General features: G+C 59.6%; 25 protein-coding genes. 20 read left to right on the top strand and 5 right to left on the bottom strand.

Features of this window, described 5'->3' with window-relative positions:
- Positions 1–35: 35 nt before the first annotated feature.
- From HB376_RS16610 to HB376_RS16625, 4 genes are all read left to right on the top strand, one after another.
- A complete protein-coding gene (locus tag HB376_RS16610; protein ID WP_213764812.1) occupies positions 36–176 on the top strand; it encodes a cytochrome oxidase small assembly protein in 141 nt (46 codons plus the stop codon).
- Between the two features lie 5 nt (positions 177–181).
- Positions 182–754 (top strand): cytochrome c oxidase assembly protein, encoded by a 573-nt coding sequence (locus tag HB376_RS16615; protein WP_213764751.1) that lies wholly within the window; start codon positions 182–184, stop codon positions 752–754.
- A gap of 88 nt (positions 755–842) precedes the next feature.
- Complete coding sequence (locus HB376_RS16620) at positions 843–1,049, top strand: DUF2970 domain-containing protein (RefSeq protein ID WP_213764752.1); 207 nt, start codon at positions 843–845, stop codon at positions 1,047–1,049.
- Between the two features lie 84 nt (positions 1,050–1,133).
- On the top strand, positions 1,134–1,991 hold the full coding sequence (locus HB376_RS16625; RefSeq protein ID WP_213764753.1) for a cytochrome c oxidase subunit 3: 858 nt from the start codon (positions 1,134–1,136) through the stop codon (positions 1,989–1,991).
- A gap of 338 nt (positions 1,992–2,329) precedes the next feature.
- Here the strand turns inward: HB376_RS16625 and HB376_RS16630 are convergent, their stop codons facing one another.
- The gene (locus tag HB376_RS16630) at positions 2,330–2,539 is read right to left on the bottom strand and encodes a twin transmembrane helix small protein (RefSeq protein WP_213764754.1); all 210 of its coding nucleotides are present in this window, start codon (positions 2,537–2,539) and stop codon (positions 2,330–2,332) included.
- Positions 2,540–2,638: 99 nt separating this feature from the next.
- Here HB376_RS16630 and HB376_RS16635 point away from each other — a divergent pair, with 99 nt between their 5' ends.
- From HB376_RS16635 to HB376_RS16655, 5 genes are all read left to right on the top strand, one after another.
- Entirely contained in the window at positions 2,639–3,394 is a 756-nt protein-coding gene (locus tag HB376_RS16635; RefSeq protein ID WP_213764755.1) for an SURF1 family protein, read from the top strand.
- 201 nt (positions 3,395–3,595) lie between these two features.
- The gene (locus HB376_RS16640) at positions 3,596–4,252 is read left to right on the top strand and encodes a cytochrome C oxidase subunit I (protein WP_213764756.1); all 657 of its coding nucleotides are present in this window, start codon (positions 3,596–3,598) and stop codon (positions 4,250–4,252) included.
- Between the two features lie 24 nt (positions 4,253–4,276).
- On the top strand, positions 4,277–5,422 hold the full coding sequence (locus tag HB376_RS16645) for a COX15/CtaA family protein (RefSeq protein WP_213764757.1): 1,146 nt from the start codon (positions 4,277–4,279) through the stop codon (positions 5,420–5,422).
- Positions 5,423–5,428: 6 nt separating this feature from the next.
- Positions 5,429–6,334, top strand: coding sequence for a heme o synthase (gene cyoE / locus HB376_RS16650; RefSeq protein WP_213764758.1), 906 nt, complete (start codon positions 5,429–5,431; stop codon positions 6,332–6,334).
- Entirely contained in the window at positions 6,331–6,930 is a 600-nt protein-coding gene (locus HB376_RS16655; RefSeq protein WP_213764759.1) for an SCO family protein, read from the top strand. Before cyoE ends, HB376_RS16655 begins: the two co-directional genes overlap by 4 nt.
- A 109-nt stretch (positions 6,931–7,039) precedes the next feature.
- Here the strand turns inward: HB376_RS16655 and HB376_RS16660 are convergent, their stop codons facing one another.
- A complete protein-coding gene (locus HB376_RS16660) occupies positions 7,040–7,330 on the bottom strand; it encodes a YciI family protein (protein WP_213764760.1) in 291 nt (96 codons plus the stop codon).
- A 68-nt stretch (positions 7,331–7,398) separates the two neighbouring features.
- The gene (locus HB376_RS16665) at positions 7,399–8,298 is read right to left on the bottom strand and encodes a bifunctional helix-turn-helix transcriptional regulator/GNAT family N-acetyltransferase (RefSeq protein ID WP_213764761.1); all 900 of its coding nucleotides are present in this window, start codon (positions 8,296–8,298) and stop codon (positions 7,399–7,401) included.
- Between the two features lie 686 nt (positions 8,299–8,984).
- Between HB376_RS16665 and nagA the strand changes: the two genes are divergently transcribed.
- From nagA to cyoD, 9 genes are all read left to right on the top strand, one after another.
- A complete protein-coding gene (nagA, locus tag HB376_RS16670) occupies positions 8,985–10,088 on the top strand; it encodes an N-acetylglucosamine-6-phosphate deacetylase (RefSeq protein WP_213764762.1) in 1,104 nt (367 codons plus the stop codon).
- A complete protein-coding gene (locus HB376_RS16675; RefSeq protein WP_213764813.1) occupies positions 10,081–11,088 on the top strand; it encodes an SIS domain-containing protein in 1,008 nt (335 codons plus the stop codon). The genes nagA and HB376_RS16675 overlap by 8 nt, the downstream gene beginning before the upstream one ends.
- 14 nt (positions 11,089–11,102) lie before the next feature.
- Positions 11,103–13,694 carry a phosphoenolpyruvate--protein phosphotransferase gene (ptsP, locus tag HB376_RS16680; RefSeq protein ID WP_213764763.1) on the top strand — a complete coding sequence of 864 codons (2,592 nt, stop codon included), beginning with the start codon at positions 11,103–11,105 and terminating at the stop codon, positions 13,692–13,694.
- Between the two features lie 118 nt (positions 13,695–13,812).
- A complete protein-coding gene (gene nagE / locus HB376_RS16685) occupies positions 13,813–15,579 on the top strand; it encodes an N-acetylglucosamine-specific PTS transporter subunit IIBC (protein WP_213764764.1) in 1,767 nt (588 codons plus the stop codon).
- A 355-nt stretch (positions 15,580–15,934) separates the two neighbouring features.
- Entirely contained in the window at positions 15,935–17,317 is a 1,383-nt protein-coding gene (locus HB376_RS16690) for a DUF1996 domain-containing protein (RefSeq protein WP_213764765.1), read from the top strand.
- A 314-nt stretch (positions 17,318–17,631) separates the two neighbouring features.
- Entirely contained in the window at positions 17,632–18,522 is an 891-nt protein-coding gene (cyoA, locus tag HB376_RS16695; protein ID WP_213764766.1) for a ubiquinol oxidase subunit II, read from the top strand.
- Positions 18,523–18,537: 15 nt separating this feature from the next.
- Positions 18,538–20,535, top strand: a complete 1,998-nt coding sequence (gene cyoB / locus HB376_RS16700) for a cytochrome o ubiquinol oxidase subunit I (protein ID WP_213764814.1) — start codon at positions 18,538–18,540, stop codon at positions 20,533–20,535.
- Positions 20,535–21,143 (top strand): cytochrome o ubiquinol oxidase subunit III, encoded by a 609-nt coding sequence (gene cyoC, locus HB376_RS16705; protein ID WP_213764767.1) that lies wholly within the window; start codon positions 20,535–20,537, stop codon positions 21,141–21,143. The genes cyoB and cyoC overlap by 1 nt, the downstream gene beginning before the upstream one ends.
- On the top strand, positions 21,144–21,476 hold the full coding sequence (gene cyoD, locus HB376_RS16710; RefSeq protein ID WP_213764768.1) for a cytochrome o ubiquinol oxidase subunit IV: 333 nt from the start codon (positions 21,144–21,146) through the stop codon (positions 21,474–21,476).
- A 239-nt stretch (positions 21,477–21,715) separates the two neighbouring features.
- Here the strand turns inward: cyoD and rpoH are convergent, their stop codons facing one another.
- A complete protein-coding gene (gene rpoH, locus HB376_RS16715; protein WP_158937166.1) occupies positions 21,716–22,651 on the bottom strand; it encodes an RNA polymerase sigma factor RpoH in 936 nt (311 codons plus the stop codon).
- 384 nt (positions 22,652–23,035) lie between these two features.
- Here rpoH and HB376_RS16720 point away from each other — a divergent pair, with 384 nt between their 5' ends.
- A complete protein-coding gene (locus tag HB376_RS16720) occupies positions 23,036–23,602 on the top strand; it encodes an acyloxyacyl hydrolase (protein WP_213764769.1) in 567 nt (188 codons plus the stop codon).
- A 45-nt stretch (positions 23,603–23,647) separates the two neighbouring features.
- The gene (locus tag HB376_RS16725) at positions 23,648–24,043 is read left to right on the top strand and encodes a nuclear transport factor 2 family protein (protein WP_213764770.1); all 396 of its coding nucleotides are present in this window, start codon (positions 23,648–23,650) and stop codon (positions 24,041–24,043) included.
- Between the two features lie 208 nt (positions 24,044–24,251).
- Here HB376_RS16725 and leuA read toward each other — a convergent pair whose 3' ends face one another.
- Positions 24,252–25,910, bottom strand: coding sequence for a 2-isopropylmalate synthase (gene leuA / locus HB376_RS16730; RefSeq protein WP_213764815.1), 1,659 nt, complete (start codon positions 25,908–25,910; stop codon positions 24,252–24,254).
- Positions 25,911–26,349: the final 439 nt, after the last annotated feature.

Raw genomic sequence — 26,349 nt, forward strand, 5'->3', positions numbered from 1 at the left:
CGAAGCGCATGACTAGCGGAATAAAGCCTGAACGGATGACCCGGAATTCACAGAAGCAACGCACGCCCGAGCAAGTTCGCGCGGGCAACAAGCGGCTTGGCCTGATCCTGCTGGCGGTAGCCGCGGTGTTTTTCGCGGCGGTTGTCGTCGATCAGTACGTGCGGTCGAGAGGCTAGGGAACGTGTCGACGCCTGAGGAGATCAAGGAAGATCGCGCGTTCAACCGCTCGATGATGGTCAAGCTGATTGTGGTGGCGGCGGCCATGTTCGGTTTTGGTTTTGCGCTCGTGCCCATGTATCGTGCGATCTGCTCGATTACCGGCATCAACAATCTCGTGCAGCGCGACGTGGGCGCACGGGAAGCGAGGAACACGCAGGTCGACACGAGCCGCAAGATTTCCATCGAATTCGATGCAAACGCGCGCGGCCCGTTGCAGTTCAAGCCGGAACAGAACACGCTGGACGTGCATCCGGGCGAAGTGATGACGGTGATGTACGAGGTGACCAACCAGCAAGCCCGCACGGTTCAGGCGCAAGCCATTCCGAGCTACGCGCCCATGCAGGCCACCGAGTATTTCAAGAAGATCGAGTGCTTTTGCTTCACGCAGCAGACGTTGAAACCGAACGAGACCCGGCGCATGCCCGTGGTGTTCGTGGTGGACCCGAAGCTGCCCAAGGATGTGAAAACGATCACGTTGTCGTACACGTTCTTTGAATTGACCGCGCCTGCGTCGGTGTCGCGAAGCGGTATATAGCCCATAAGGCCGCGCTTTCCGGCAAATACGCGGCAGCCGGTGGTACGCAGAGTGGTACATAAGCCGCGCCAGGCGACGGAGACGTGAGATGGTTGAAACACAAAAGCAGGCGCCGAAGAACAGCTTTCTCCGGTTGCTGAAGGCAGTTTTCTGGTCGTTCTTCGGCGTGCGCCGCCGCAGCGACCTGGAAAGCGATGCCTCGTTGAACCCGCTGCATTTGATCGCGGCCGGGGTTATCGGGGCGGCGCTGTTTATCGTCGTGTTGCTGGTGGTGGTGCGGGCGGTGGTGGGATAACGCCAGTGGCGTTGCTGCGGAAGGATCAAGCGGCGGCAGTGGCAGAAAAAATTCAAGCAACTGGATCGAAGTGGAGAATCAATAATGAGCGGTCAAAACGAAAGCCCGTACTATTTCGTCCCGCACCCGTCGAGACATCCGATCATGGCCGCCACCGGCCTGCTGATCTCGATGGCTTCGCTGGCGTCGTGGGTCAATGGTGAATCATGGGCGCCGATCACGTTTGTCATCGGCCTGCTTTGGCTGCTGTACACGCTGTGGCACTGGTTTGGAGACTCCATTGGGGAATCCGAAGGCGGGATGTACGGCAAGAACGTCGATTTGTCGTACCGATGGAGCATGAGCTGGTTCATCTTCTCCGAAGTGATGTTCTTCGGGGCATTCTTCGGCGCGTTGTTCTACGCCCGCGAGATCGCGCTGCATGAGCTGGGCAGCCTCGATTACAAGCTGATCTGGCCGGACTTCACCGCCGTTTGGCCGAACAACGGTCCTGCCGCGCTGGTGTCGCACTTCCGCTCCATGACGCCGTGGCCGCTGCCGACTATCAATACGGCGCTGCTGCTGAGTTCAGGCGCGACGCTGACGGTTGCTCACCATGCGCTGCGCGAGAATCATCGGAAGAAAACGATTATCTGGCTGGCTGCGACCGTGCTGCTTGGCGCATGCTTTTTGTTCTGCCAGGGCTATGAATATTTCCACGCGTACAACGAACTGAACCTGACGCTGGCTTCGGGCGTGTACGGTTCCACGTTCTTCCTGCTGACGGGTTTTCACGGTTTCCATGTGTTTCTCGGCGGCACGATGCTCACCGTCGTTCTCGTGCGTGTCATTCGCGGGCACTTCACCGCGGAGCATCACTTCGCGTTTGAAGGGGCCGCGTGGTACTGGCACTTCGTGGACGTGGTGTGGCTCGGGTTGTACGTGGTCGTGTACTGGTTGTAAGTATTCAGACAGCGGTCCAGGCTGTGGCGGATGTTGGTGGCTTGATCCACCCGCGTCCGGCCTGGCAGGATGGCTTGAAGTGGATTGAAAGAAGTGGATCGAAAGAAGTCGATTGAAAAAGATGCTTTGCAAAGCGCCGCCTCGACCTGACTCGGGCGGCGTTTTGTTTTTGAACGCGGCTTGGCGGAAGGTTGAGGAAAGCGTTTCCTGCGCGGTTTTGTCGCAGCGTTGAGTGCAACGGCCCGCTAGTATTCCGCGATCCAGGGCGAACCTTCGCGCTGCCAGAAGGCCCAACCCACGCGTAACTTAAGACTTGAGAGACTTAAGAAAGGCGTTACTCAGCGTCCGAGCGGAATCCCGGTGGACTGAATCCAGCCCATCCAGTGGGCGAACAGGATGAAGAGGAACAGCGAGATCGACAGCCCGACCCGCATGGCGAGCGACCACACCATGCGTTGGGTCTTGCCCTTGTCGGTCATCATGAAGTACAGCGCAGAACCCAGGCTCGCGATGATGAGAATGAATGCAATGGCAACGAATATGTGCATGAAAACAGCCAGTTGGCCTAGGAAGTTCGATCGCTCAATTATCGCACCGCAGGTAACATGCCGCGTGGGCGTTCAGGTTTTCATCGGTGGAAATGCGGTATGAAAATTCGTTTCTGGCCGGCGCTGATCATTTTGATCGTCATGGCGGTTACCGTGCGTCTTGGCTTCTGGCAGCGGGACCGCGCGCATCAGAAAGAGCAGTTGAACGCGCAGATTGTCGCGTTTGAAAACGCGCCGGTGCAACGCGTGGGCGCGACGCCGATTGCGCTGAAGGACATCAATTTTCATCGTGTGCTGGCGCGTGGTACGTTCATGCCCGATCGGGTTGTGTATCTCGATAACCGGCCCTATAACGACCAGCCGGGTTTCTACGTCGTGATGCCGCTTAAGCTTGATGGCGGCGGGGTGGTCCTGGTGAATCGCGGCTGGTTGCCGCGTAATCTGGCGGACCGCACGGGCATTGAGCCGTATGACACGCCGTCAGGTGTTGTCGAGATTGAAGGCGTTGCGCGGGCGAACGCGTCGCAGGCTTTCGAACTCGGACACGGCGGTTCCGCGGCGCAGCAAAAGATTCGGCAGAATCTCGATGTCGCCGCGTACGCCACCGAAACGGGTTTGCCACTGCAACCGTTCGTGATCCAGCAATTGAACAACAGCGGTGACAAGCTGGTGCGTGACTGGCCGGCGCCCACCATGGGCGTGGATACCAACTACGGCTACATGCTGCAATGGTGGGGTATGGCGCTCGCCGCGCTCGGGTTCGGGCTGTACGCGGCAAGGCGCGCGGCGAAGAACGAAGGGAAGAAGGACGGTGACGGGCAGGGCGCACCGGAAACGCTGGATGGGAAAGTCTGATCCAATAATCGACGGGTTGGGCCAGTAAAGGACGACGCGTGTGTTCGCGTCGGGCGGGCTTGACCGGAAGTGATGGGCCGACGCACACGACCAACACCGGGACCGGCCGGCAGCCATGAAGCAGGCGCCCTGCGCTTGAATGAACGCATCGCATGAAAGAAGTACGCGATGCCGCAAACGAATAGAGGCAACATTTTGTCCATGCAAACTCCCCGACCGTCCGCGTCTGCCATTCACAAGGCGCGTGCTCAGCAACAAGAACGCACGCCCGGTTCATGGAACAAGGGGCGCTGGATGCTGATCCTGCTCGCGGCCGTTTGCGCCGCGCCGGTCCTCGCGTCCTATTTTATGTACTACGTGGTCAAGCCGACCGGTGGCACCACGAGCTACGGTGCGCTGATCGAGCCGCAACGGCCGATTCCCGACCCACTCGTCGTTACCGACGAACAAGGCAAGCCCATGCCGCTCACCGTCTTGCGCGGTAAATGGTTGATGATCACGGTCAACGGCAGCGATTGCAACGAACAATGCGTCACGCGCCTCTTCTTCATGCGGCAGGTGCGCGTGCTGCAAGGCGCGGAACGCGACCGGGTGGTCAACGTCTGGCTTCGTACCGATGACAAACCGGTGTCGAGCGTGATCCAAACGGCTTATCCACAGCCGGACACGCGCATGCTGGTCGCCGATCCCAAAACCGTCGCGGCGTGGCTGCCGGCGGGCGCGGATTCGCAACTCACCGACCATATCTTCCTGGTCGATCCCAATGGCAATCTCATGATGCGGTTCCCGAAGAATCCGGAGCCGGAGAAGATCAAGGCGGATCTGGCGAAGCTGCTGAAGTGGTCGCGGATCGGTTGAAGACGAGTTGAGGACAGTGCACGCATGACTTACGTTTTACAACTCGGATTGATCGGCATCTGCATTGCGTTGTTGCCGCTTTCGTATGTGTGGGTGAAAGCCGACGACAACAAATTCCGCAAGCTTGTCTGGCTGACCACGTTCCTGACGCTCGACCTCGTGATGTTCGGTGGTTTTACGCGTCTGACCGATTCGGGTCTCGGTTGTCCCGACTGGCCGGGTTGTTACGGCACGTCGTCGCCGTTTATTGCGCATGCTGCCATTAACGCCGCCTATCAGGCGATGCCGACGGGGCCGGTGAGTATCGGCAAGGCGTGGATTGAAATGATCCACCGTTATTTCGCCATGGCGATCGGCGTGTTGATCATCGCGCAGGTTCTGATTGCATGGACGGCGCGTTTCAAGCGTCGGCCGCTGCACGTGTCGCCCTGGTGGCCGACCGGAATCCTGATGCTGATCGTGGTGCAGGGCGCGTTCGGGGCGTGGACGGTCACCATGAAACTGCAGCCGGTGATTGTGACCACGCATCTGTTGCTCGGGTTGGCGTTGCTCGGCGCGCTTGGCTGGCTGGCCGCGCGCCAGACACCGATTCCCGCTATCGATCCCGCCGCCGCTCGCTGGCTCCCCGCGGCGCTCGTCGGCTTGGTGCTGCTGGTGGTCCAGATCGCCCTGGGCGGCTGGGTCAGCACGAATTACGCGGTGCTCGCCTGCACGGACTTCCCGCTGTGCAACGGCGCGTGGATTCCGCCGATGAACTTCGAGCACGGCTTCCACCTGTGGCGGGCGCTCGGGATGACCGGCGACGGCGATGTCATCTCGCAGGACGCGCTCGTCGCGATTCACTGGACCCACAGGACCTTTGCGATCGTCGTCGTGCTATACACATTGTGGCTCGCGGCGAAACTGCGGCGATTTGAGTCGTTGAGAAAACCCGCCAACGGCATCATGATCGTGATCGTCGTGCAGTTCCTGACGGGATTGTCGAACATCCTGCTGCAGTGGCCGCTGCCTGTTGCCGTGGCCCACAACGGCGGGGCGGCCATCCTTTTGCTGTTGCTCGTTATGGTAAACTTTCGAATCTCCTCCAGCCGTCCCGGCCATGTTGTGGGGTCGCCTGCCACGGCCCCGCGCGACGCCGTTCCCGCATCACTCCCGCGCCAAGCTCCGTGAGTTTCTATGGACAGCACGACACTGATTTCCCCGTCCGGTAACCGCCTCTCGCAATACATTGCGTTGACCAAACCGCGCGTGACGCAACTCGCGGTTTTCTGCGCGGTCATCGGCATGTTCCTGGCCACGCCGGGCATGGTGCCGTGGACTGTGCTGATCGGCGGAACCGTGGGCATCTGGCTGCTGGCCGGGGCCGCGTTCGCCATCAACTGCCTGATGGAACAAAAGATCGATGCAATGATGCGCCGCACCGCGTGGCGTCCGTCCGCACGCGGCGAGATCACGCCTGTGCAGATCTTGCTGTTTTCAGCGGTGCTCGGCGGCGCAGGCATGTGGACGCTCTACACGTTCACGAACGCGCTGACCATGTGGCTGACAATCGCCACGTTTGTTGGCTATGCGGTGATCTATACCTGTTTGCTGAAACCCGCGACGCCGCAGAACATCGTGATTGGTGGTGCGTCGGGCGCCATGCCGCCGGCGCTTGGCTGGGCAGCTGTCACGGGCCATGTGCCCGGGGACGCATGGATTCTTGTCCTGATCATCTTCGTGTGGACGCCGCCGCACTTCTGGGCGCTGGCGTTGTATCGGCGCAAGGACTACGAGAACGCCGGCTTGCCGATGCTGCCGAACACGCACGGCGAGAAATACACGCGCCTGCATATCCTTTTGTACACGGTGATCCTGTTTGCCGTGACCATGATGCCGTTTATCTCCGGCATGAGCGGTCTGCTGTATCTGGCGTCGGCCGTGGTGCTCGGCGGCGTTTTCCTTGGCTACGCGTGGAAGATTTATCGTGAATATTCCGATGCCCTCGCGCGCAAGACCTTTCGGTTCTCCATCGTGTATTTGTCGCTGCTGTTCGGCGCGCTGCTCGTGGATCATTACGTGCGGACGGTGATCGGTCTATGACGTTTTCAGTTCGGGGAATCGCTGTCTGGTTGGGATTCGTTTTGGCCGCCGTGCTGCTCGCAGGATGCGACAGCAAACCGGCGTTCACGAATCTCGACATCACGGGCAATACGCAGTTCGGCAGCGAGTTTTCGTTGCCCGACACCAGCGGCAAAACGCGCACGCTCGGTGACTTCAAAGGCAAGGCCGTGGTGCTGTTCTTCGGCTACACGCATTGCCCGGACGTTTGTCCGACCACGCTCGCCGAACTCTCGCAGGCGCTGCAACAACTTGGCGACGACGGCAAGCGTGTTCAGGTACTGATGGTCACCGTCGATCCCGCACGCGATACAGCGCCGTTGCTGGGCGAATATGTGTCGGCGTTCAGCCCGACGTTCATCGGCCTGCGTCCCGCCGACACGGCCGAACTCGTCAAGATCACGAAGGATTTTCGCGTGTATTACGCGCAGGTTCCCGGCAAGGCGGCGGGCGATTACACCATGGACCACACGGCCGCGAGTTATGTCTTCGACCCGCAAGGTCGGCTCAGGTTGTTCGCACGCGACGGGCAGGGCGTGGATACGTGGGTACACGATCTGAAGTTGTTGCTCGATTAAGCGGACGCTTGCTACGAGTGCGAATCAGTTGCGAAAAAGGCCGTTTCAACGTGAGTTGAAACGGCCTTTTTCGTAGGTGATTCCCGCTTCAAACTATCGCCGACAACGCTCACGGCGATTGCGGCAAATTCAGTCCCGGTGCCAACCGCGTGGCGTTGAACTCGATGATGTCGTAGTGCACGAGCCGCTGCTGCGAGAAGGGGTCTTTCGCAATGATCGCGTCGAGCCGGTCACGGTCCATGGTTGCCGCCAGGATAATGCCGCCGTCGCACGGTATTTTGGGCCCAGCGATAATAAACGCGCCGGCATCGAACTGCTGTTCGAGATAGAGGCGATGAGCGTCGAGCGCGTCGTCGATTTCAGCGAGCGCGCCGGTGTAGCGTAGATGGATGACGTACATGGGCGATTTCAACCGATAGAGAACGGGCCTCAATATTAAGCCCGCGCGGCCGCTCCGGTGCGCAGGCGCTAAAAGGCGCGAGGTCCTTTCAAGCGCTTTTCCCATTCTCCCTGGCCGCTTAGTTCCTCGAAACCAAACGGCCGCAGAAGAGGGGCAACTGGAACCGGGTTCAGATCGCTCGCGCAGACGATGCGGTCATACCCGGCCTCGGTGGCAAACGTCACGCACGCGTTGATCAAACGGCGAGCGATACCGCCTCGCTTCACGCCCGGTTCCATGAACAACGCCGAAAGCCGTGCACTCCCGGCTGATACGCCTATCAGCAGGCTCGCGCCTACGCTGACGCCGTCCTGCTCGGCAATCCAGCACGCATTGCGCAGCGGATCGGGTGCGGTCAGGTAATCCGCTACGACAATCGCGGTACGCGTTTCCCGCTCACATTGCGCTTGCATTCCATCGGGGGCGAGTTGCGCCTCGCGCTCAACGATCCAGCCGAAATCACCCGGTCGCGGACCGCGCAGCCGAACGCGTGCCGCGTCGCCGTTCGGCCCGAGCAGCCGCTGGACGCAACCCATTGATGCAAGCAATTGCGCGCGTTGGTCCCGCGTCATTGCGTCCAGCGTGGCCGAAACGTCGTCGCGCACGTGCGTGCTCAGCGCAGCCAGCGTCGTCTCTCCGGTCGTGGTCAATGAAACCTGGTTGCGGCGGGCGTCGCCGGAAAATGGCTGCCTCTCGATCAGTCCGGCGCATTCGAATTGCGTCAGCATGCGGCTCAGATAGCCGGTATCGAGCCCGAGCGTGCGCGAGATGTCCGCCGCCGTGCACGTGCCGGCGTGCATGACGGCAAACAGCACGCGCATTTCCGTTAGCGAGAGCACGCTTTGCTCGACCAACTCGTGCGGCGCCCTGACATGGCACGCATAAAACCATTGGAAACGGCGTACCGCCGCCGTCAGGCCGTTGCTCATGGAACTGTCCATATCCGCCTCGCTCTCTCGTTTTTATGCCGTTCGCCGTTTCCCCTGGCAAATCGATCGAGACCATTGTGCCGATAAAAAGTATGACCGTGCAGAAGAGCGTCGGCGGCACCTCTTGCAGCGGTCGACGGGCGTCTATAGTGTGTAGACCAGCAGCATTGAAGTGGGCTGTAATTCGAGGGTAATTACTGATGCGAAAGCATCCGTGAAATCAATTCGAGATACGTTCAACCTATTGATAATTAACAAGTTTGTGAGAGACGCGCCAATTGATTTTGAAAATTGACTGGTATTATTTTGGTTATATAATGGGCTCGCAAAAGATGGCGGCTTCGTGACCATTCTTATGCACAATCGATCAGTCAAATGATCGTAAAAATTGGTCGCAAGGTGTCAATCAAGGTGTCTGGCTAGCGACCCGTTCTTGCGTTATCAGTGCTTTAAGCATGGCGCCAGAGTCCCTCCATCACCGGGCCGGCGAGACGTCGAAACAGACGTCGCAAAACAATTCCAGAGGCGAAAAACGCCATCGCGGGACGTCACCGGGAACCGTTTTACCGGCGACTTCCGGCCTGCTCGCAGCGGGTGCGACGGTTGATGGAGCTTCATCATGCGCAAGCGCGCACCGCCAGACGCGCCTGATGCACGTCAAGCGGTACGTTTCACGAGAGAGATTCATGCTGAAAGGAAACATCCTGACGACCGACGGCTGGATATACGGCTCGGTCGAGTTTGCGAACGGACGGGTAACGGCGCTCGAAGGTGCGCGCGTGGACCCGAAGACCAATGACGCCCCGTACATCCTGCCGGGCTTCGTCGACTGCCATGTGCATGGCGGCGGCGGTTCGGACATCATGGAAGGCGGTGACGCCGCGACCACCGTTGCACGCGAGCACGCGAAGCACGGTACCACCAGCATGCTTGCCACCACCATGACCGCTCCGCGCGACGAACTCATGGCAGTCGTCGCGGGCCTCGGCGAACAATCCATCCGCCGCGCGCCAGGTGGCGCCCGCGTGCTGGGCGTTCATCTGGAAGGCCCGTACATTAATCCCGGCAAGCTCGGCGCGCAACCGGATGCGGCAGCGGTTGCGGTGCGCGACGAAGTGCTGAAGTACTTGTCGCTCGCGCCCATCCGCGTGGTCACGATCGCGCCGGAAATCTCCGGGCATATTGAAGTGATCCAGGAAATGGCGGCGCGCGGCGTGCGCGTGCAAGTGGGCCATTCGCTCGCTACTTACGACGACGCCGTCAATGCGCTCAAACACGGCGCACGCGGTTTCACGCATCTGTTCAACGCCATGTCGCCGCTGCATCACCGCGACCCCGGCGTGGTCGGCGCGGCGCTCGCGCATGCCGAATACGCCGAACTGATCCCCGATCTCCTGCACGTGCATCCCGGCGCAATCCGGGCTGCGCTGCGCGCCATTCCGCGCCTGTATGTGGTCACCGACAGCACCTCGGCGTCCGGTATGCCCGACGGCGAATATCGCCTGGGCAGCCAGCACGTCACGAAGTGCATGGGCGGCGTGCGTCTTGCCGACGGCACGCTCGCCGGCAGCACGCTGACCATGGATCAGGCGCTGCGCAATCTTGTCTCTATCGGCTTGCCGATAGCGGACGTTTCCAATCGCCTGTCACGCTACGCCGCCGATTATCTCGGCCTCGAAGACAGAGGCCGGATCGCGCGTGGCGCGTGGGCGGACCTCGTTGTTTTCGATCGCGAACTTGCGTTGACGGCTACTTATGTTGAGGGTGAATCAATTGTCGAATATGCTTGACGAGGCACTGGCCTCCGCCGAAGTGGTGGTTGCCCAGCTCGCCGATACCTCCCACATCGAAGCACTCGCCGCACGGCTCGCCGAAGAGCCGCGCCACGTTGCATTGACCGTTGCGCGCGGTTCATCGGATCACGCCGCCAGTTACTTCGCAGGCCTGACCATGAGCCGTATCGGCGTGCCGGTCGCTTCGTTGCCCATGTCGGTTGCGACCTTGCAACAAGCCCCTTTGCGCGTGAAAGGCCAACTGGCGGTGGCGTTCTCGCAGTCCGGCAAGAGTCCCGACCTGATCGGCACGATGCAGGCGTTGCGTGCCGCCGGCGCGCTGACCGTGGCTGCTGTCAACGCGCCTGGTTCGCCGCTCGCCGAAGCGTGCGAGTGGAATCTGCCGCTGCTGGCCGGGCCGGAATTGTCGGTGGCCGCGACCAAAAGCTATATCGCAATGTTGTCGCTTTCGGCGATCGTGATTGCGCACGTACAGAAAGACGTTGAGTTGCTGAACGCCTTGAAAACGCTGCCGGATGCATTGCGCGCAGCGGGCAAGCTTGACTGGTCGCATGCTGTCGATGAACTGAAAAACGTCGACCGCATGATCGTGATCGGCCGTGGACTCGGTCTCGCGATTGCCCAGGAAGCGGCGCTGAAGCTGAAGGAAACGTCGGGCATCCAGGCCGAGGCGTTCTCCAGCGCGGAAGTGCGGCATGGTCCCATGGAGCTTATCGGCGAGGACTATCCGCTGCTCGTGTTCGCACCGCGCGGCCCGGAACAGGCCGGCTTGATCCAGCTCGCCCGCGACATGCGCGCACGTGGCGCACGCGTGCTGCTCGCCGCGCCCGCCGATGTGCCCGAAGCCACGTTGCCGCTTGTCGAGACCGCCCATTTCGCGCTCGATCCCATCGCCGCGATCCTGTCCTTCTATGTGATGGCCGACGCCTTGGCAGCCGCGCGCGGGCGTAATCCCGACGCGCCGCGCCATTTGGCCAAAGTCACCGAAACCCGTTAATCGAGAGTCATCCGATGCGCCGTGCCGAGGAGTCCCTGTTGAATCATTCCCCCGAAAACCCGAACGATTTCGTGTTGCTCGCGCCGTTCACCGGCCCGATGGTGCCGCTCGCCGATGTCCCCGATCCTGTGTTTGCGGACGGTATGTTCGGCGATGGTATTGGTATCGATCCGCTGTCAGGTGCGTTGCTTTCACCCTGCGATGGCGTCATCACGCATCTTGCCCGCACTCATCACGCCGTGACTTTGCGCACGCCGCAAGGGGCGGAAATCCTGGTGCATATCGGTATCGATACGGTCGAGCTTTCCGGAAAAGGTTTTACGCCGAAGGTCGAGCAAGGCGCCAGCGTGCGCGCCGGCCAGGTGCTGATCGAATTCGACGCCGACTACGTCGCGCAGAACGCGCCGAGCCTCGTTTCAGTGATCGCGGTTGCCAATAGCGACGCGTTCGAGGTTGTCGAGCGCGCTGGCCGAGGCATGTTGACGGCGGGCGAAAGCCAGTTGCTCGTGCTGCGCGGCAAGGGCGGCGCGAAAGCGGACGCGGCCCGCAGCGACTCGAATTTCACCGATGAAGCGCGCCGCAACGTAACGCTCGCGCACGCCGGCGGTTTGCACGCACGGCCCGCTGCGCGCGCCCGCGAAGCGGCGCGTGGTTTCGACGCCAAGGTGGAAGTCCGTTTCAACGGCCGTAAAGCGCCGATTGAAAGCGTGGTCGGTTTGCTCGGACTCGGCGCAGGCGAAGGCGCGACGGTCGAATTGCTCGGCGTGGGCGCGCAAGCGGTCGCGGCGGTAGACGCGGTCGCGGCGGAATTGCTGCGTGAAGCGCATGGTGAAGTGGAAGAGAAACCGGCGCGCACGCAATCTCCCGCGCCGCTCGCGGTGGTCCGCGAACCCGGCAAGCCGCTCGATCCGAATACGATCGCCGGCGTGTGTGCATCGCCGGGAATTGCGGTCGGCAAGCTCGTGCGCTGGGACGATAACGACATCACGCCGCCCGAACAGGCAACCGGTACATCGGCAGCGGAAAGCCGCCTGCTGGATAAAGCCATTGCTACCATCGACGCGGAACTGGGCGAAACCGTACGGACTGCTTCGCAACGGGGTGCGGTCGGTGAGGCGGGAATTTTCGCGGTGCATCGCGTATTGCTGGAAGACCCCACGCTGCTGGATGCCGCGCGCGATCTGATCAGCCTCGGCAAGAGCGCCGGCTTCGCGTGGCGTGAAGCGATTCGCGCGCAGATCGTGTTGCTGTCGACTATCGAAGACACGTTGCTGGCTGAACGTGCATCGGATCTCCGCGATATCGAAAAGCGCGTGCTGCGCGCGCTCGGTTATACGAACACGGCGGCACGCGAATTGCCCGACGAAGCCGTGCTCGCCGCCGATGAATTCACCCCCTCCGACCTGTCGTCGCTCGACCGCACGCGCGTAACCGCGCTGGTGATGGCACGCGGCGGCGCGACGTCGCATGCGGCGATCATCGCGCGCCAGATCGGCATTCCGGCCCTGGTCGCGGTGGGCGACGCGCTGCACGCCATTCCCGACGGCACGCAGGTCGTGGTCGATGCGTCGGCAGGTCGGCTGGAGCACGCGCCCACCGCGCTCGATGTGGAACGCGCGCGCCTTGAGCGCCAGCGTCTCGCGGGCGTGCGTGAGGTGAACCGGCGCACGTCACAGGAAGCGGCAGCAACGCACGACGGCCGCACGATCGAAGTCGCGGCGAACATCGCGACGCTTGACGACGCAAAGACCGCCGTCGATAACGGCGCGGACTCAGTCGGTCTCCTGCGCACCGAATTGTTGTTCATTCATCGCCAGTCTGCTCCTACGGCCGAGGAACATAAGGATAGCTATCAATCGATCGTGGGCGCGTTGAACGGGCGCACGGCGATCATCCGTACGCTCGACGTGGGCGCGGACAAGGAAGTCGATTACCTCACGCTGCCGCCTGAAACGAACCCGGCGCTGGGCTTGCGCGGCATTCGCCTGGCGCAGGTGCGCCCCGATCTCCTCGACGACCAGTTGCGTGGTCTGCTCGCGGTGCAACCGTTCGGCACGGTGCGCATTCTCCTGCCTATGGTCACCGACTCCGGCGAACTCGTGCGTTTGAGAAAGCGCATCGATGAACTCGCGGCGGAGATTGGCCGGACCGATCCCATTCAAGTGGGCGTGATGATCGAAGTGCCGTCGGCGGCGCTGCTGGCCGATCAACTCGCTCAACACGCGGATTTCCTGTCTATTGGCACGAACGATCTCACGCAATACACCCTCGCGATGGACCGTTGCCAGGCCGATCTCGCGGCCCAGGCAGACGGTTTGCATCCCGCGGTGCTGCGCCTGATCAAGGCAGCAACGGACGGCGCGGCGAAACACGGCAAGTGGGTCGGCGTGTGCGGTGCGCTGGCCGGTGACCCGGTCGCCGTGCCCTTGCTCGTGGGCCTTGGCGTGACGGAATTGTCGGTGGATCCGGTTTCGGTTCCCGGCATCAAGGCGCTCGTGCGCAAACTCGATTACCCACTGTGCCGTCAGCGCGCCGAGGATGCCTTGGCGCTCGAATCAGCACAGGCAGTAAGAGCAGCAAGCCGCGAAATCTGGCCGCTGGACTAACACGTCCGTCCGGCAGCCAGCCTTCGCGTTTATCGCGTTTATTAGTAAAAAAAGCTTCGATCGACAACATGTTGTACCAACACGATCAACGACAAGACACTTATCTCTGGAGAACCTGATGGACGCTAACCTGTTTGCAAGAATGCAGCGTCTCGGCCGCGCGCTGATGCTGCCGATTGCCGTGCTACCGGTGGCCGGGCTGCTATTGCGCCTCGGCCAGCCGGATGTCTTCAACATCAAGATGATCGCCGACGCCGGCGACACCATCTTTACTAACCTGCCACTCTTGTTCGCCATCGGCGTGGCAGTCGGTTTTGCGAAGGACAACAACGGTACGGCCGGTCTGGCGGGTGCGATCGGTTACCTGATCGAAATCGCGGTGATGAAGGACATCAACGACAAGCTCAACATGGGCGTGCTGTCGGGGATTCTTGCGGGTTGCGTGGCCGGGTATCTCTATAACCGCTATAAAGACATCAAGCTCCCTGAGTACCTCGCGTTCTTCGGAGGGAAACGCTTCGTGCCGATTGTCACGGGGGTGACCTGTCTGGTGCTCGGCATCGTACTTGGCTATGTCTGGGCTCCAATCCAGGCAGCTATCGATGCAGCCGGCGGCTGGCTGACGGGCGCGGGCGCGCTGGGCGTGTTCGTGTTCGGCGTGCTGAACCGGATCCTGCTGGTGACGGGCCTGCACCACATCATCAACTCGCTTGCATGGTTCGTGTTCGGTTCGTACACGCCCCCGGGCGGCGGCGCGGCGGTGACGGGCGATTTGCATCGTTTCTTTGCCGGCGATAAAACGGCAGGCGGCTTCATGACGGGTTTCTTCCCGGTCATGATGTTCGGCTTGCCGGCAGCGTGCCTGGCCATGTTCCATGAAGCACCGAAGGAACGTCGCGCAATGGTCGGCGGCCTGCTTTTCTCGATGGCCCTGACCGCGTTCCTGACGGGCGTGACGGAGCCGATCGAATACACCTTCATGTTCCTCGCACCGGCGCTGTACGCGATCCACGCGGTGTTGACGGGCCTGTCGCTTGCGATCTGCTCGGCACTGGGCATTCACCTCGGCTTCACGTTCTCGGCCGGTGCCATCGACTATGTGCTGAACTACGGTCTTTCGCAGCGCGGCTGGCTGGCGATTCCGGTGGGCATTGTCTACGCTGTGGTCTATTACGGACTGTTCCGCTTCTTTATCCGCAAGTTCAACATGGCAACGCCGGGCCGTGAGCCTGCTACGACCGACGCAGAAGTCGAATCGTACGACAACACGGGCTTTGTTTCCCCGACAGCCGGCGCTACCGTGCCGCGCGCAGTACGCTACATCGCGGCTTTGGGCGGCGCGTCGAACCTGACGCTCGTTGACGCCTGCACGACCCGTCTGCGTCTTTCGGTCGTGGATTCGGCGAAGGTTTCGGAACCGGAATTGAAGTCGATTGGCGCACGCGGCGTGTTGAAGCGCGGCGCGACGAGTGTGCAGGTCATCATCGGGCCGGAAGCCGATCTCATCTCCGATGAAATCCGCACCGAACTCGAACGTTCATCCCCGCGCGGTGCAACGCCGGCTTCGTCCAAGCCTGCCGCTGCTTCTTTGGCTGCGGTCGCTCCAGGCGAGCAAGGTCCGCTGGACCCCGATCCAGTGCGCTGGCTTGCGGTGTTCGGTGGTGCGACCAATGTCGCTTCGCTTGATGCTGTTGCTGCAACGCGGCTGCGCGTGGTGGTGCGCGATCCGTCGTCGGTGGATCGTCAGCGTTTGTCGGCGCTCGACGTAGCCTGGGTGTCGGCAGATACGTTCCACATTGTCGTGGGCAATGCCGCGCAACGTTACGCGGACACCATGGCGAAGCGTCTTTCTTCTGGCGGTGGCGCGGCGCCGCTGCCGGCATAACTCGCGCCGTAGCAAGACGTTGGCGGTTGGGCCTTCAAGGGCCCAACCGCTGACAAAGTGAACCCATTGATGCAGATGGGCTCGCAAGTTTCAAATTCCTTTGGTTTACCTGACGACCCGGCATGGCGAAAGTCATGATCCGGGTCTATTATTTGTTGCTGTATAAATAAGTAAAACTAAATAAATAGTTCCGGAAAGCATTTCCCGCGTTCGTTTCTTCCACGTAAGGGAACTGCCCTCCAGAAAGTTTGGTTATCGGCTTCGTCATTGCAAATTGATTAACAATACTAAGTAATTAAATCGTATCGAGAAACTGATTCCATCTACGTTTACGTTTCCTTCTCAGGAGTCGTTCATGAAAGTAAAACTTGTCATCTGGACCTTGCTGATGTTTGTCGCCGGGGCTGCTCACGCTAACCAGTTCAACACGCAATGCGCTTACTCTCATACGTTGCCGGACGATCCCATTGTTTACCCTGGAAAGCCGGGAGAAGCGATGGTGCATGACTTTTTCGGTAACGCAAACGCAGACGCTTACAGTACCTACGATTCATTGAACAATAATAAGGTCATCACGTGCGATTCGGCTGCGGATCGTTCGGCATACTGGACGCCGCAATTGAAACGAGCATCGGGTGTCATCTCTCCGATGTATCAGAAGACCTACTACAAGAATGACCAGGCGGTGGTTGCTGTTCAGGCGATTCCGCCCGGATTGCAGATGCTGGCCGGAGATCACATGGGGACCGCTCCGAACTCGCACATCAACTTCTTGTGCGCCGGCAGCGGGAGTTACACAACCACCATGCCGAAAAGCTGCCCTCCTATCAGCAGCAATTCCCCGCCTTCGCAGCTCAATATCTCGGTGCATTTCCCAGATTGCTGGGATGGCAAGACTCTGACGCCCTTCGGAAGCAACCGGGCGAACCTGATGAGCAGCCTCATGAAAGCGGCAAAGGGCCAGCTCAACGTGGCGTATCGGAACTCCGACGGCACATGTCCCAGTGCTTATCCGGTCAAGATTCCGGAGTTGCAAATGAATGTTGCGTATGACCTCGGGAGCGATCCGGATTTGTCCACCGCGCAGTTATCGCTCGACCCTGTGTTGCAGAATGGCACGTGGGTGCCGCAGTGGGGAAGCATGTACACGGCCCATGGCGACTTTATCAATGCATGGCACGTACAGACTATGCAATACCTGGTCGATACGTGCATGAACAAGGGCGGTGATTCGGGCGGTGTTCCCGGTGGGTCCTGCGACAAGAGCATTCCTGTCTATTATTCAGCGGCCGCGGCAAACGTCCAGTTGGACGGCAACGGCGCCGTTCGTCCGACGGGCGCAACGTTGGTCTCAGCGCCGGGCGACGTTATCCTGATCAAATTTCCGATGCCGGAAAACCTGGACGACTACCCCTATGTCGGCTCTTTCCTCCAGACTCTCGGCGGCAATATCACCGATACCAGTGCAGTTTCCCTTTACGTGTATGCCGCCTCGACTGACTGGGACGACGCGGCTAATTTACCCAAGGCGTCGGCATGCGGAACGACTGGCTCCATTGGCCGGTTCTATGCGGACAACGTGCAGCAGGTGCGGACTACTGACATCAGCGCGTATATCGCGGCGCAAAAACAAGCTGGAGCGAAGGAGATCGGACTCTGTATCCGAAATACCACGAAGGTCACCTTCCAGTTTTCTTCACGCGAAGGGTCATGGGCGCCGGGACTTTACCTGAAGTGAAAGAATAGTCGTTATTCTGCATCAAATGATAGGTGGTTCGGGCATGATCCAGGCTCGAACCACGTTCTACGGGTGATCAGTAACGTATCCCCTTATTCATAATTTCCGCCACTAATTTAGTTATCTCGATAATTCCCGTAAAAACTCCATAAATCTTTTACAATTAATATGCGGCAATAAGACGCATCGAATAAACACAAAATATTTTTCGAAAAAATTGGATTAAGTGGACCCTTGAAGTCGCGCTACCCTTCTCCCCGAGGCTGATTAAAAGTCTAACGTAATATCTCAAAAACGTTGAAATCGGGCAAGGTATGAAACAAAAATCCGGGTCGGGGTTTTGCAAGCGATTAGCAATTTTCCCTGCTCTTCTTCTGTCGGGCTGTGGTCAGATGGATCTTCTCGATCCTAAAGGCAGCATCGGACTGGCTGAGAAGAATCTTATTCTTACGTCTACGTACGCCATGCTGATCGTGGTGGTGCCGGTGATCTTCCTGACGCTGCTGTTTGCGTGGAAGTATCGGCAATCAAATACATCGGCTGAGTATTTGCCGAAATGGGCTCACTCTACCAAGATTGAAGTGGTGATCTGGCTCGTCCCGAGTCTGATCATTTTGTATCTGGGTATTTTGACGTACAAGAGCACACATGCGCTCGATCCTTATCAGCCAATCGTGTCAGAGGTCCAGCCAATTAATGTCGAAGTTGTTGCGCTCGACTGGAAATGGTTATTCATTTATCCGGATCTGGGTATTGCGTCGGTTAACAGAATCGAGTTTCCGGTCGGTACGCCGGTGAATTTCAAGATTACGTCGGATTCGGTAATGAACTCGTTTTTCATCCCGCAATTGGGCGGCCAGATTTATGCAATGGCGGGCATGCAGACCAAACTGCATTTAATCGCCGACGAAGCGGGCGATTACGCGGGCATCTCTGCGAATTTCAGTGGTCAAGGCTTCTCGGACATGAAATTCCGGGCCGTGGCAACTACGCCGGAGGAGTTTGCGGCCTGGGTCTCGAAGGTCAAGGCATCGCCGAGTCAGCTCGACGGCGTGAACTATGCAGCCGTTGCCTTGCCGACCGAAAAGCATCCGGTCCAGTACTTCTCCAAGGTCGACGCAAATCTGTTTCAGAGCATCGTCGCGAAATATAACAACGGGCATGCTCGCAACATACCCGACCCGATCTGCCGCACGAAGGGGTAAGCCATGTTTGGAAATCTGTTGGGAAAATTAACGCTAGCGGACATACCGTTCGATCAGCCGATCATCATGGGCGCGGCAGCGTTCATGGCGCTCATTGTGCTGACCGTGGTGGTCGGGCTGACGTGGTTCAAGAAGTGGGGCTATCTGTGGAGTGAATGGCTGACGTCGGTTGATCACAAGAAGATTGGCGTGATGTATATCGTGGTGGCGGTATTAATGCTGCTGCGTGGTTTTGTCGATGCGCTCATGATGCGCACGCAACTCGCGCTCGCGTCTAACGGGCCGGGATTCTTGCCGCCCGAGCATTACAACCAGATCTTCACGGCGCACGGCGTCATCATGATTTTCTTCATGGCCATGGCGTTCATGATCGGCCTGATGAATATTGTCGTGCCGCTGCAAATTGGCGCACGCGATGTCGCGTTCCCGTTCATCAACTCGCTTAGTTTCTGGATGACCGCGCTTGCCGCCATCCTGATCAATATCTCGCTGGTGATCGGGGACTTCGCGCAAACCGGCTGGCTCGCGTATCCGCCATTGTCGGAGCTGCAATTCAGTCCTGGGGTGGGTGTCGACTACTACTTATGGAGTTTGCAGATATCCGGCATAGGGACGCTGCTCACCGGCGTCAACTTCTTCGTAACCATCATCAAGATGCGCGCGCCCGGCATGACGCTCATGAAGATGCCGGTGTTCACCTGGACGTCGTTGTGCTCGAACGTGCTGATTCTCGCCACGTTCCCGATCCTGACCGCAACGCTCGCGTTGCTGGCGCTCGACCGTTACCTCGGCATGCACTTCTTCACGAACGAGGCCGGCGGCAACGCCATGCTGTATTTGAACCTGATCTGGGCGTGGGGACATCCGGAGGTGTACATCCTGGTGCTGCCGGCGTTCGGCATCTACTCGGAAGTCGTGGCTACGTTCGCGAAAAAGCCGTTGTTCGGCTACAAGACCATGGTCTACGCCACGTGCTCGATCATGGTGTTGTCGCTGCTCGTCTGGCTGCATCACTTCTTCACCATGGGTTCCGGCGCGAACGTGAATGCGTTTTTCGGGATCATGACCATGATCATTGCCATTCCGACCGGCGTGAAGATCTTCAACTGGCTGTTCACCATCTATAAGGGCCGGCTGGAATTGTCGTCGCCCGTGCTGTGGACGCTCGGCTTCATGATCACGTTCACCGTTGGCGGAATGACGGGCGTGCTGCTGGCCGTGCCGGGCGCTGACTTTGTGCTGCATAACAGCCTGTTCCTGATTGCTCACTTCCATAACGCGATTATCGGCGGCGTGGTGTTCGGGTATCTTGCCGGCTTCACGTACTGGTTCCCGAAGGCGTTCGGTTTCAAGCTGAACGAAACGCTCGGCAAGTGCGCGTTCTGGTGCTGGTTCGTCGGCTTCTGGACCGCGTTCATGCCGCTGTACGTGCTCGGTTTCATGGGCGCGACGCGCCGCATGAATCACTACGACACGCCGGGCTGGCAGCCGTACATGATCGTTGCGCTGATTGGTGCGCTGATCATCCTCGTGGGCGTGGTGTTCCAGATCGCTCAGGTTGTCGTCAGCGTCGTGAAGCGGAACTCGCCCGCGTACAAAGATGTCACCGGCGACCCGTGGAACGGCCGCACGCTCGAATGGGCGACCAGTTCGCCGCCGCCCGTCTATAACTTCGCGGTCGTGCCGGTGGTCCATGAACTCGACGCGTTCGCACACATGAAGGAACGCGGACGCACACGCCACGCTGTTGAGGATTACCGCGACATCCACATGCCGCGCAACACAAGCGCGGGCCTGTTTGTTGGCTTGTTTAGCCTGGCTGTGGGTTTTGCGATGGTCTGGCACATCTGGTGGCTCGCAATCGCGGGGCTTCTGGGCGTGGTCGTCACGCTGATCCTTCGTAGCTATGACAACGACATCGACTACACCATTTCGGCTGAAACCATCGCCGGTATGGACGGCACGCCGACGCTGACGCCAGCGCGGACGCTGGACCTGCAGGAGGCACTGTAATGCTGCAAAAAACCATCCCACTCGATTTGCCCGGATCGCACGATGACCACGGCGCGTCGAATACCGTGCTGGGGTTCTGGGTGTACCTGATGACCGACTGCATTATTTTTGCGTCGTTATTCGCAGTGTTCGCTGTCTTGGGTCATCAGTTCGCCGACGGCCCGTCCGGCAAGGACGTGTTCGAGCTTCCCGGCGTCATGCTGGAAACCGCCATCCTGTTGCTGAGCAGTATCACGTTCGGCTTTGGCATGCTGGCCGCTCACAAGGGCAAGTCGACCGCGCTGCTGGCGTGGCTCGGCGTGACGTTCGTGCTGGGCGTTGTGTTTATCTGCATGGAAATCCACGAGTTCGGCTTGCTGATCTCGCAGGGTTACGGACCTGATCGCAGTGCGTTTTTGTCGGCGTTCTTCACGCTGGTCGCGACGCACGGCTTGCACGTAACGGTCGGCCTGATCTGGATGGCGGTCCTGGCGGTGCAGGTAATCGGCAACAAGAAAGTTACCCAGCGCGATCTGACGCGCCTCACGTGTCTCAGCCTTTTCTGGCACTTTCTGGACATCGTGTGGATTTGCGTCTTTACCTTTGTTTATCTGACGAGCGTCGTATAAATGTCAAACGCACATTCAATCGATACCGGCGCGGGCCACGGCAGCGTGCGCTCGTATGTCATTGGCTTCGTCCTGTCGGTCGTGCTGACGGCTGCGGCTTTTGGACTGGTCATGCAACAGGCGTTGGGGCCGACAGAATCGATCATCGCCATCGCGGTGCTCGCGTTCATTCAAATCCTCGTGCACCTGGTGTTTTTCCTGCATATGAACACGTCTTCATCGCAGCGATGGAACCTGATCTCGTTCGGGTTCGCCATGCTGGTCGCGGTGATCCTGATTGGCGGGACGTTGTGGGTACTCCATAACGTCGGTGCGCACATGATGTCGCGCTAGGTCGCAGACGGTCTACCGGCTGAACGCCGAGTGGCGCCACGGGGAAACCTTTGGCGCCGCTTTTTTATGGGTGCGTGTCGGGGCACTGTCGGGGCACTCTGGACACACGCAAATCGAGCAGGCAAAGAAAAGCCCGCCGTCTTTCGACGGCGGGCTTTCAAGTCTTCTCCACGCAACGCTCATTCGCCCGTTCACGCACCGCTAAAAAACTCAAGCGGTGAAACTCCTGCGCTAAACGGTCAAGCGTACTCGTGCAGCGCCGTGCGCATTTTCTTCATTGCGCTGGCTTCGATCTGGCGAATCCGTTCCGCCGATACCCCGAACTCGTCGGCGAGTTCATGCAGCGTCTTGCCGCCCGAGCCGTCGTCTTCCACTTCGAGCCAGCGCGCCTGAACGATCCGGCGGCTGCGTTCGTCGAGCGATTCGAGCGCGGTCGACAACCCCTCGCTTTGCAGCTTGTCGAACTGACGCGATGCAAGCACGTTGGTTGGCTCATTGTGCGAGTCGGCCAGATACGCGATAGGCGCATATGATTCTTCGCCGTCGTCGATCTGACCTTCCAGCGCAATGTCGCCGCCGGAAAGACGCGTTTCCATTTCCGAGACTTCTTCGCGCTTCACATTCAGCTCTTTCGCCAGGCTATCAACCTCGTCCGGCGTGAACGCGTTGTGCCCGGTCTTGTGGCTGCGAAGGTTGAAAAACAGCTTGCGCTGCGCCTTCGTGGTCGCCACTTTCACCGTGCGCCAGTTGCGCAGGATGTACTCGTGAATCTCGGCCTTGATCCAGTGCATGGCATACGACACCAGCCGCACGTTTTGTTGCGGATCGAAGCGCTTCACAGCCTTCATCAAACCGATATTGCCTTCCTGAATCAGGTCGGCGTGGGGAAGGCCGTATCCCAGGTAATTGCGGGCAATCGATACCACCAGGCGCAGATGCGACAGCACGAGCTGACGCGCCGCGTCCAGGTTGTCGTTGTCACGGAATTCGGTGGCGTACTGACGTTCTTCCGACGGCGTTAGCATCGGAATCCGGTTGACAGCCGAAATGTAGGCGTCGATGTTGCCGATCTGGCCGGTCAACATGGACGACTGCGCAAACGTCAGCGCACCTGCCGAAGCGGCCTTGGCCGGCGCCGAGTGTCCAGTATTCGGGAGGGTCATCGCATTGGTCACGCTTGTATGCTCCTTATCAACAAAAAACCCGATGAAAAACCGGGTCTAGCAGGATATTAGCACTCTGCTATTTCGAGTGCTAAGGATTAGAGGGGCCTTGTGTGTCCAAGTTCCCATACGCTATTAGAATCTCTGCTCCAATAGCCAATAAGTGCTTTCCCGCACTGTTGCACGCCGCGAAACGCTTTCGTTGTCAAACTTACCGAAAGAAATTTGCAAGATTTCGCATGATTTACCCGGCAATCGGGATTCGACGAAACTTAATTCCGTGTTTTCCTCATTCAGCAGAACTCTTCTGAGCACTTTTTTGAGACCGTCTCTAAAATGGCGACTTGCTGCGTTAGCGGCGAGCCTGTCTTGTGAGAATCCAGCTCCGGAGTATTCATGCAGAAGAACAAAAGTGTCTGGCAAAAGCGCTCTTTCTACGGTGCCTTGTTCGGTGCGCTGGTCCTGGCTTCGGCCACTGCCCACGCCGATCAGTTCGGCTTGCAGATCGCCGGCGGGGTTGCCGACCACGATGTCCGGAAGGCCGATGTCGGCGGCGTCTGGGATCCCAACTGGACGTGGTGGCAAATCGGCGGTTTCCACTTCACCGTCGTGGGCGAAGCGCACGTGGCCTACTGGGACATTCGTGAAAGCCAGGCATCGCATCCGGGCATCTGGGAATTCGGTTTCACGCCGGTATTCCGGTTCATCAAGAGTTCGGGATGGATTCGGCCCTATGTTGAAGCTGGCGTAGGCGTACGCCTCTTGTCGCACGTTCGCGAAACCGAGACGCGGACCTTTTCCTCGTCCTTTCAGTTTGCCGACATGGTGGGCGTGGGCGCTCAATTTGGCGCACATCAGAACTATCAGGCAGGCTTGCGATTTCAGCATTTATCCAACGCCGGTTTCGAACACCCGAATCCTGGTATAAATTTCAGCGAGATATATTTGCAATACAACTTCTGACGAGGACCGCGTCCATCGGTTCCTCTAGCGCGAAAGGAATCGAAGATGCCGGCACAACCCATCGATACCCCCGTCGAGGCAATCCGTGAACTCGAGCGCGACCGTTTCCGTGCAATGGTCGACGGTGACGGCGAATTGCTGGACGCGCTGCTGGCGGAGAACGCCAGCTACGTGCACACCAATGGCAAGCGCGAGACGAAGCGTCAGTTTATCGACGCGATCACGGCGGGGCGCCGGCGCTATCGGCAGATCGAGATCCAGTCGCAGGACGTGATGCCGGGCGGCCGGGACACATGGATCGTGTTTGGGCGCGCGCTGCTCGAGATGGAGTCGAAGAACGGCGCCTTGTTGTTCCCGATCGCGTACACGGCCATCCACATTCAGGTCGATGGGCAATGGCAGTTGCTCGCGATGCAGGCAACACGCGCGGCGCTGGATTAGCACCGGTTCGACGCCGTTCGGTGGGGCGTCGCGGTTCGGCCGGCGGGGCGGCGCCTTGTGAGCGTCGGCCGTCATGTCGATACCGGTTGTCGTGTTTTATCGCCTGCTTCGCAAACTTCTGCTGCGCGGTGGCTGGGAAGTGATACCCGGCCACATCATCGCGCGTCACTTCCTACTCACTACTCCTTGCTGTAAAAGCCGCGTTCCTTCACGCCGCTACCGCTTCGCTTTCCACTTCCTTGCGTCCGGCCCAGCGCGCGCGATTTACCGCGCTGACAATGGCGTTGGTGGCTGCCTGAACCGCGTTCGCATGCACCGCGACGCCAAATCGCATCGGTTGATCGCCGATTCGGCAGCCGATGAACACCGCCGTCTCGCCCTTCGCCGTCGCGGCGGTTTCAAACGATGTCACCTCGATCGCGATACCCGCCACGCTGGCTACTGCCGCAGCGACGGCCTGCGCGTGCGCTTCGTCGGCAACCGCAGATACAGGCAGCTTCACGTGGCGTCCATCGAAGTGCAGGGTCGAGGCATCTGCCCGCGACGCCGGCCCTTGTGCGTCGAAGTATTCGCGCTTGAACAACGCGCAAATGGCTTCGCCGGAGACTTCCGCGCCGGAGGCGTCGGCGACTTTCTGGACGGCGTGACTGAATTCGATCTGCACGCGACGCGGCGGCGTGAAGCCCAGTCCGCGTTCGAGAAGATACGTCGCGCCGCCTTTGCCCGACTGGCTGTTCACGCGGATCACGGCGTCGTAGCTGCGGCCGAGATCGGCTGGGTCGATGGGAAGATACGGCACGTCCCATACCGTGTCCGCTTCGCGCTGGGCAAAACCCTTGCGGATGGCATCCTGATGCGAGCCGGAAAAGGCCGTGAACACGAGATCGCCGGCATACGGATGACGCGGATGCACGGGAATCTGGTTGCAGCGCTCGACCACGCGGCGCACGCCGTCGATATCCGAAAAATCCAGACCCGGGTCGATACCCTGCGTGTACAAATTCATCGCAAGCGTGACGAGATCCACGTTGCCCGTGCGCTCGCCGTTGCCAAAGAGGCAGCCTTCCACACGATCCGCACCGGCAAGGATCGCAAGTTCCGCGGCGGCGACCGCCGTGCCGCGATCGTTATGCGGATGCACGGAGAGCACGATACTGTCGCGGAAACTCATGTTGCGATCCATCCACTCGATCTGATCGGCGAACACGTTCGGCATGGCCGCCTCCACGGTGGCCGGCAAATTCACGATCATCTTGTGGTCGGGCGTGGGACGCCACATTTGCGCGACGGCGTCGCAGACTTCGCGGGAAAACGAAAGCTCGGTCATGCTGAACGTTTCCGGCGAATACTGATAGATCCAGTGTGTATCGGGGCGCGCGGCCGCGCACTCCTTGATCATGCGCGTGCCTTCCACGGCGAGCGCCTTGGTCTCTTCCTTGGACTGCGCGAAGACGATCTTGCGAAACGACGGAGCGATCGCGTTGTACAGGTGCACGATCACCCGGGACGCGCCTTCCACTGCTTCAAAGGTCCGCTCGATCAGTTCGCGGCGCGACTGCACGAGCACTTCAATGGTGACATCGGCGGGAATGCGGTTTTCGACGATCAGCTTGCGCACGAAGTCGAAATCCGTCTGCGATGCCGACGGAAAGCCCACTTCGATTTCCTTGAAACCTACCGCCACCAGCATCTCGAAGAATTCGAGCTTGGCGTCAATGCTCATCGGGTCGATCAGCGCCTGGTTGCCGTCACGCAGATCGGTGCTCATCCAGATGGGCGCGCGCTCGATCGTGCGGGTGGGCCATCGGCGGCCGTTGAGGTTGACCTGGGGGAAGGGGAGATATTTCTCGGAAGGGTTGCGCATCATCATCGTGGGCCTCGGCTGAACGCGTTGTACGCGTGAAAGCGCAGTCGTTGCGAGGCGGATGCGTGGCCGGCGGCTTGCCGGCATCGTTCCGATGCGTGCTGGTCAGGTTCGCGATGTCCCATGGCGTGGGTGACGCCGGTGACGAACGTGAACGATGCAAAAGCAGCGTGCATGTGATCCTCGCGTTTTCGTGCCGTGGATGAACGGACGAAAGCAGACGACTACGGGTGGTGAAAAGGGAGCTACAAAAGGGGAACTACGAAACTGCGGGCGGGACCGCGCGAGGGACGCGCGGCGCCACGTTTAGCGACTTACGCTAGACGTAGCGATAGGGGCCGCGCTAGGCGACCCTGAGTAATTCGAAGGGAGGGGAATTGGGTAAAGCTCATTTCTTTACATTAGCGCACCGCGTGCGCCGTTGTCAACCGAAACGGTTCTC

The organism is Caballeronia sp. dw_19 (assembly GCF_018449515.1).
In the GTDB taxonomy this organism is placed as follows: Bacteria; Pseudomonadota; Gammaproteobacteria; order Burkholderiales; family Burkholderiaceae; genus Caballeronia.